At 37.4% G+C, this 6,382-nt stretch carries 8 protein-coding genes; all 8 read left to right on the forward strand.

What is annotated here, in order from left to right; genetic code table 11:
• Window positions 1–2: 2 nt before the first annotated feature.
• Window positions 3–590: an aminodeoxychorismate/anthranilate synthase component II gene (pabA, locus tag BAQ49_RS09825; protein WP_000602299.1), complete on the forward strand. Its 588-nt coding sequence runs from the start codon at window positions 3–5 to the stop codon at window positions 588–590.
• Window positions 584–1,456 carry an aminodeoxychorismate lyase gene (gene pabC / locus BAQ49_RS09830; RefSeq protein WP_071745168.1) on the forward strand — a complete coding sequence of 291 codons (873 nt, stop codon included), beginning with the start codon at window positions 584–586 and terminating at the stop codon, window positions 1,454–1,456. Before pabA ends, pabC begins: the two co-directional genes overlap by 7 nt.
• Entirely contained in the window at window positions 1,431–2,291 is an 861-nt protein-coding gene (folP, locus tag BAQ49_RS09835) for a dihydropteroate synthase (RefSeq protein WP_071745169.1), read from the forward strand. Before pabC ends, folP begins: the two co-directional genes overlap by 26 nt.
• Entirely contained in the window at window positions 2,292–2,654 is a 363-nt protein-coding gene (folB, locus tag BAQ49_RS09840) for a dihydroneopterin aldolase (protein ID WP_000358063.1), read from the forward strand.
• Window positions 2,651–3,166, forward strand: coding sequence for a 2-amino-4-hydroxy-6-hydroxymethyldihydropteridine diphosphokinase (gene folK, locus BAQ49_RS09845; RefSeq protein WP_071745170.1), 516 nt, complete (start codon window positions 2,651–2,653; stop codon window positions 3,164–3,166). Before folB ends, folK begins: the two co-directional genes overlap by 4 nt.
• Complete coding sequence (locus tag BAQ49_RS09850) at window positions 3,118–3,321, forward strand: helix-turn-helix domain-containing protein (RefSeq protein ID WP_000387027.1); 204 nt, start codon at window positions 3,118–3,120, stop codon at window positions 3,319–3,321. Before folK ends, BAQ49_RS09850 begins: the two co-directional genes overlap by 49 nt.
• A 23-nt stretch (window positions 3,322–3,344) precedes the next feature.
• Entirely contained in the window at window positions 3,345–4,343 is a 999-nt protein-coding gene (gene dusB, locus BAQ49_RS09855; RefSeq protein WP_000912239.1) for a tRNA dihydrouridine synthase DusB, read from the forward strand.
• Window positions 4,344–4,503: 160 nt separating this feature from the next.
• Window positions 4,504–6,003 carry a lysine--tRNA ligase gene (gene lysS, locus BAQ49_RS09860; RefSeq protein ID WP_071745171.1) on the forward strand — a complete coding sequence of 500 codons (1,500 nt, stop codon included), beginning with the start codon at window positions 4,504–4,506 and terminating at the stop codon, window positions 6,001–6,003.
• The last annotated feature ends 379 nt before the right edge of the window (window positions 6,004–6,382 follow it).

A 6,382-nucleotide genomic window follows, 5' to 3' on the forward strand; every position in this document is an offset into this window, starting at 1 on the left:
AAATGATATTGATGATTGATAATTATGATTCTTTTACATTTAATTTAGTGCAGTTTCTTGGAGAACTTGGACAAGAGCTTGTTGTTAAGCGTAATGATGAGGTGACTATTTCGGATATTGAGAATATGAAGCCAGACTTTTTAATGATTTCGCCAGGTCCATGTAGTCCTAATGAAGCGGGTATTAGTATGGAGGTTATTCAATACTTCGCTGGAAAGATTCCGATTTTTGGAGTTTGTCTTGGGCACCAATCAATTGCGCAAGTGTTTGGTGGAGAGGTTGTTCGTGCAGAACGATTAATGCATGGGAAAACGTCGCCTATGCATCATGACGGAAAGACGATTTTCTCGGATATTCCTAATCCGTTTACTGCAACGCGTTATCATTCTCTTATCGTTAAGAAAGAGACGTTACCAGAATGCTTAGAGATCACATCTTGGACGGAAGAGGGAGAGATTATGGCGCTTCGTCATAAAACGTTGCCGATTGAAGGCGTACAATTCCATCCAGAATCTATTATGACTTCTCATGGGAAAGAGTTGTTGCATAATTTTATTCGTAAATATAGCCCAAGTGTGACGTTATGTTAATTTACGTAAATGGCGCGTATGTAGAAGCGAGTGAAGCGAAAATTTCTCCTTATGATCATGGTTATTTATATGGGCTTGGAGTTTTTGAAACGTTTCGTATTTATAATGGTCATCCTTTCTTGTTGGATGATCATTATGAACGTTTAATGGATGCGCTGGATACATTGCAAATCAAATGGACAATGACGAAAGATGACATAATACGTATTTTGGAGAATCTACTCGCTAAGAATGGATTGAAGCATGCGTATATACGCTTTAATGTATCGGCGGGTATAGATGAAATAGGATTGCAAACGAATGTGTATGAAGAACCATCTGTTATTGTTTTTATAAAACCTTTAGCAATTCCGGGGGATGTAGTGGAGAAAGAAGGGGTTATTTTAAAACAAGTACGAAATACACCAGAGGGTGCGTTTCGCTTGAAGTCCCATCATTATTTAAATAATATTTTAGGGAAACGCGAAATTGGAAATGGTGTGAATAAGGAAGGGATTTTCCTTACTGAAACAGGTTATGTTGCAGAGGGGATTGTTTCGAATCTCTTTTTTGTTAAAGGAGGTACTTTGTATACTCCTTCATTAGAAACAGGGATTTTAAACGGTATCACTCGTGCATTTATTATAAAGGTTGCTGAAGAGCAGGGTATAGAAGTAAAGGAAAGTTTCTTTACGAAAGATGAATTGCTTTCAGCGAATGAAGTGTTCGTAACGAACTCTATTCAAGAAATTGTTCCTCTTTATCGTATAGAGGGGGAAGATTTCCCGGGCAAAGTGGGAATAGTTACAAAAAGATTTATGGATCTTTATGAAGTGCAGAGAGAGAAATTGTGGAGCAGAAATGAATTGCGAAGAGGAGATGTGTAATTTGAAGTGGGATTATGATTTACGCTGCGGCGAATATACATTGAACTTAAATGAAAAGACATTAATTATGGGGATTTTAAATGTAACACCAGATTCGTTTTCTGATGGCGGGAGTTACAACGAGGTAGATGCTGCAGTGTGTCACGCGAAAGAAATGAAAAATGAAGGCGCTCATATTATTGACATCGGTGGTGAATCTACCCGCCCGGGTTTTGCTAAAGTTTCGATAGAAGAAGAAATAAAGCGAGTCGTTCCGATGATTCAGGCGGTTTCGAAAGAAGTGAAATTACCTATTTCAATTGATACGTATAAAGCTGAAGTTGCAAAACAAGCGATTGAAGCTGGTGCTCATATTATTAATGATATTTGGGGAGCGAAGGCGGAACCGAAGATTGCTGAAGTTGCAGCCTATTATGATGTGCCCATTATCTTAATGCATAACCGAGATAATATGAACTACCGTAACTTAATGGCTGATATGATTGCTGATTTGTATGAAAGCATTAAAATTGCTAAAGATGCTGGTGTGCGAGATGAGAATATTATTTTAGACCCAGGTATCGGTTTTGCGAAAACGCCTGAACAAAATTTAGAAGCGATGCGTAATTTAGAACAGTTAAATGTACTGGGTTATCCAGTCCTCTTAGGTACTTCAAGAAAGTCCTTTATTGGCCATGTATTAGATTTGCCAGTGGAGGAGCGTCTTGAAGGGACGGGCGCTACAGTTTGTCTTGGTATTGAAAAGGGCTGTGAGTTTATCCGTGTTCATGATGTGAAAGAAATGGCGCGTATGGCTAAGATGATGGATGCGATGATTGGTAAGGGGGCAAAGTAATTGGATAAAATTTATATCCATGATATGGAATTTTACGGTTATCATGGTGTATTCCCAGAAGAGAATAAATTAGGTCAGAGATTTAAAGTAGATTTAACGGTGGAGTTGGATTTAAAACGCGCAGGAGAAAGTGATGACTTAGAGCATTCTGTCAATTACGGGGAGCTTTTCGAACTATGTAGAAAAGTTGTTGAAGATAGAACGTATAAGCTTGTGGAGAGTATCGCTGAAAATATCGCTACAGATATATTGAAACAATATGAGAGTATTTCACGGTGTACAATTAAGGTAATTAAACCAGATCCGCCAATACCGGGGCATTATCGTGCTGTAGCTGTGGAAATTACGAGAGAGCGTCCATGAATAATATAGCGTACATTGCATTAGGTTCAAATATTGGAGAGCGTTATACGTATTTAACTGAAGCGATTCAGTTTTTAAATAAAAACCCTTATATCCAAGTTGATGATGTTTCGTCTGTATATGAAACGGAACCAGTTGGCTATACTGACCAAAGTTGCTTTTTAAATTTAGTTATAAAAATTTCTACCAATTTATCGTCGCAAGAATTATTGAAAATAACGCAAAAAGTAGAGAATGATTTAGGAAGAAAAAGGGAAATTAGGTGGGGCCCGAGGACTATCGACCTTGACATTTTACTATATAATCAAGAAAATATTGAAGCAGAGAATCTTATTGTTCCGCATCCGCGGATGTTCGAAAGAGCTTTTGTTATCGTTCCGTTGTTAGAAATTAATCAAGATATAAAACAAGACATTTCATGTTCGCAAGTAGAAGAAATGAAAAGGCGAGAGGGAGTAACGGTATGGAAGCAGAAAAATGGGGAAGACGCATTCGTGCTTTTCGAAAGCTAAAAGGCTATACACAAGAAGGTTTTGCTAAAGAATTAGGGGTATCTGTATCTGTTTTAGGTGAAGTTGAGAGAGGGAATCGATCGCCTTCCCAAGATTTTGTAGTAGAAGTTGCTAAAGCATTAAAGGTCTCGATAGATGAACTAATGCCGAAGTGACTATGAAGGAAGGAGTAAATCGAGTGTTAAAGATTGCAAATATTGAGATGAAAAATCCGGTTGTATTAGCACCGATGGCGGGAGTGTGTAACTCTGCATTCCGTTTGACAGTAAAAGAATTTGGTGCAGGTTTAGTTTGTGCCGAAATGGTAAGTGATAAGGCAATATTACTTAATAACAAAAGAACATTAGATATGCTATATATCGATGAGAGAGAAAAGCCATTAAGTTTACAAATTTTTGGTGGAGAGAAAGAGACTCTTGTAGATGCTGCGAAATACGTAGATAAATATACGACAGCAGACATTATTGATATTAATATGGGTTGCCCAGTACCGAAAATCACTAAGTGTGATGCAGGAGCAAAGTGGCTTTTAGACCCAAATAAAATATATGAGATGGTAGCGGCGGTTGTAGATGCTGTTGAAAAACCAGTTACAGTTAAAATGCGTATTGGTTGGGATGAAGATCATATTTTTGCAATAGAAAATGCTAGAGCTGTTGAGCGTGCTGGTGGACAAGCGGTAGCGGTTCATGGGCGTACACGAGTGCAAATGTATGAAGGTAAAGCGGATTGGAATATTATTAAACAAGTAAAGCAGGCTGTAAATATTCCGGTTATCGGAAATGGTGATGTCGAAACACCACAAGATGCAAAGCGTATGCTTGATGAAATTGGTGTAGATGGAGTTATGATTGGTCGCGCTGCTCTTGGGGATCCGTGGATGATTTATCGTACGGTAAAGTATTTGGAGACAGGTGAGTTAATGCCAGAACCAACAGTGCGTGAGAAAATTGATGTATGCATGTTGCATCTAGATCGTCTTATCGATTTAAAGAACGAAAATGTTGCCGTAAGAGAGATGAGAAAGCATGCAGCTTGGTATTTAAAAGGTGTTCGTGGTAATGCGAGTGTGCGTAATGGTATCAATACTTGCAACACACGTGAAGACCTTGCGAATGTATTAGGTGCATTTGTAGAAGAAGTAGAAGCGAAACAACAAACGATTTACGTTGGTTAATAAGGGGGCGTAGAAGATTGACATTCTTCTATACACTTCCTATAATTACGTGAAAGAAAGAAGAACTGCCAGTTAGTTGCTGGCAGTTTTTCTAGTTGAGTAGAAAATGCTATACTGTATATATTGTAAAAATTAATAGAGCTGGAGTGATATTAATATCATGGATAACATGAACCACGAAGAATTAAACGACCAATTGCTTGTTCGTCGTGAAAAGCTACATAATTTACGTGAGCAAGGAATCGATCCGTTCGGTAAACGATTTGAACGCACAAATTCAACAACTGACTTAGTAAGTCTATATGGAGAATTCTCTAAAGAAGAATTAGAAGAGAAAGAAATCACGGTTTCTATCGCTGGTCGTATTATGACAAAACGCGGTAAAGGAAAAGCAGGATTTGCGCACATTCAAGATTTACAGGGGCAAGTTCAAATTTATGTTCGTAAAGATACTGTTGGAGATGAAGAGTATGAGTTATTTACGACAGCGGATTTAGGTGACTTAGTAGGTATTGAAGGTAAAGTGTTCAAAACAAACGTTGGAGAACTTTCAGTAAAAGCAACAGGATTTACACTTTTAACGAAATCTCTTCGTCCATTACCGGATAAATACCACGGATTAAAAGATGTTGAACAACGCTATCGTCAACGTTACTTGGACTTAATTACAAGTATGGAAAGCCGTGAAACGTTCGTTACCCGTAGTAAAATCATTCGTGAAATGAGAAGATATTTAGATGACAACGGTTATCTTGAAGTAGAAACGCCTATGATGCACGCGATTGCAGGTGGAGCGTCTGCTCGTCCTTTCACTACACACCATAATGCGTTAGATATGGAATTATATATGCGTATCGCAATTGAACTTCATTTAAAACGTCTTATTGTGGGTGGATTAGAAAAGGTTTATGAGATCGGCCGTGTATTCCGTAATGAGGGTGTATCAACTCGTCATAACCCTGAGTTTACGATGATTGAATTATATGAAGCGTACGCTGATTATAATGATATTATGAAACTAACAGAAAATATGGTTGCTCATATCGCGAAAAAAGTATTGGGTACAACAACAATCCAATATGGTGATTATGAAATTAATCTAGAGCCAGAATGGACACGTCTTCATATGGTAGATGCAATTAAGCAACACTCTGGGGCAGATTTCTGGAATTCAATGAGTGTAGAAGAAGCGCGTGAACTTGCGAAAGAACATAATGTAGAAATTAAAGATACAATGGAAGTTGGTCATATTATTAATGAGTTCTTCGAACAAAAAGTAGAAGATAAATTAATTCAACCAACATTTATTTACGGTCATCCGGTAGAAATTTCGCCACTTGCGAAAAAGAATGACGAAGATCCACGATTCACAGATCGTTTCGAGTTATTTATCGTTGCACGTGAACATGCAAATGCATTCACTGAGTTAAATGATCCAATCGATCAAAAAGAACGTTTTGAAGCTCAATTAAAAGAGCGCGAGCAAGGTAATGACGAAGCTCACATGATGGATGATGATTATATCGAAGCTCTTGAGTACGGCATGCCTCCTACGGGCGGATTAGGAATCGGTATTGATCGTTTAGTTATGTTATTAACAAATGCACCATCTATTCGTGATGTACTATTATTCCCTGCTATGCGTCATAAACAAGACTAAGCTTTGGAGATTTCTCCAAAGCTTTTTTTATTTTGCTATGAGTGACATGAAGGCAGTGGATCTTGATAGGGTAGATAATGCGTGTAGAAATTATATTTATATAGAAGAAACATGCTATTTTTATACTTTTTTACTAAGTTAAAAATTTTATTAGAAAAACTATTGCATTTTAATAATCAAACTGGTATATTTATATTCGTTGCCACGAGAGGTAACAAAAGAAACAAACGAAAACAACTTATTGAAAAAAAGTTGTTGACGAAAACATAACGAAATGTTATATTAATAAAGTCGCTTCTGAGCGATGAAGTAGTTCTTTGAAAACTGAACGAAACAAACAACGTGAACGTCAATTTTTATTTTTAGATGCTAGACAAAC

Source organism: Bacillus proteolyticus (genome assembly GCF_001884065.1).
GTDB classification, from domain to species: Bacteria; Bacillota; Bacilli; order Bacillales; family Bacillaceae_G; genus Bacillus_A; species Bacillus_A proteolyticus.